Raw genomic sequence first — 433 nt, forward strand, 5'->3', positions numbered from 1 at the left:
GTGGTCGTCCTGGTGTCGGCGGCGACGTACCTGGCCGGCAAGTACGCGGAGGGGGGCCGCCCGGTCATCCTCTCCGTCGTGCGGTCGCGGGAGGCGGGGGACCTGGACGGGCCGATCCGCACGGGCGACGACATCGAGATCCGGGGCGCCGGTTTCGTGCCTCCGGGTGCGCAGGGGGCGGACCGGCTGGCCAGGATGGTCGTCCGCGTCGGCGCCGTGCACGTCCACGTCCCGTTGGTGCCAGTGCCGGGGGGTTTCAACAACCCGACGGACACGCTGCTGACCGTGCCGGTACCGGCGGATGTGGAGCCGGGGCGGGTGGAGGTACAGGTGGTCACGGCGGCGGGGGTGGAGACGAACCGGTATGCGGTCGACGTGATGGAATGAGGGTTGCACACCTGCTCCAGCGCCTGCGCGGCGGTTGTGGGTCGGG

At 72.5% G+C, this 433-nt stretch carries 1 pseudogene; it reads left to right on the forward strand.

From position 1 onward, the window contains the following. Nucleotides 1-387, forward strand: a pseudogene (locus CCL05_RS43435) (hypothetical protein); the annotation flags it as partial. Between the last annotated feature and the right edge of the window lie 46 nt (nt 388-433).

Source organism: Streptomyces africanus (assembly GCF_002150735.1).
In the GTDB taxonomy this organism is placed as follows: Bacteria; Actinomycetota; Actinomycetes; order Streptomycetales; family Streptomycetaceae; genus Streptomyces; species Streptomyces africanus.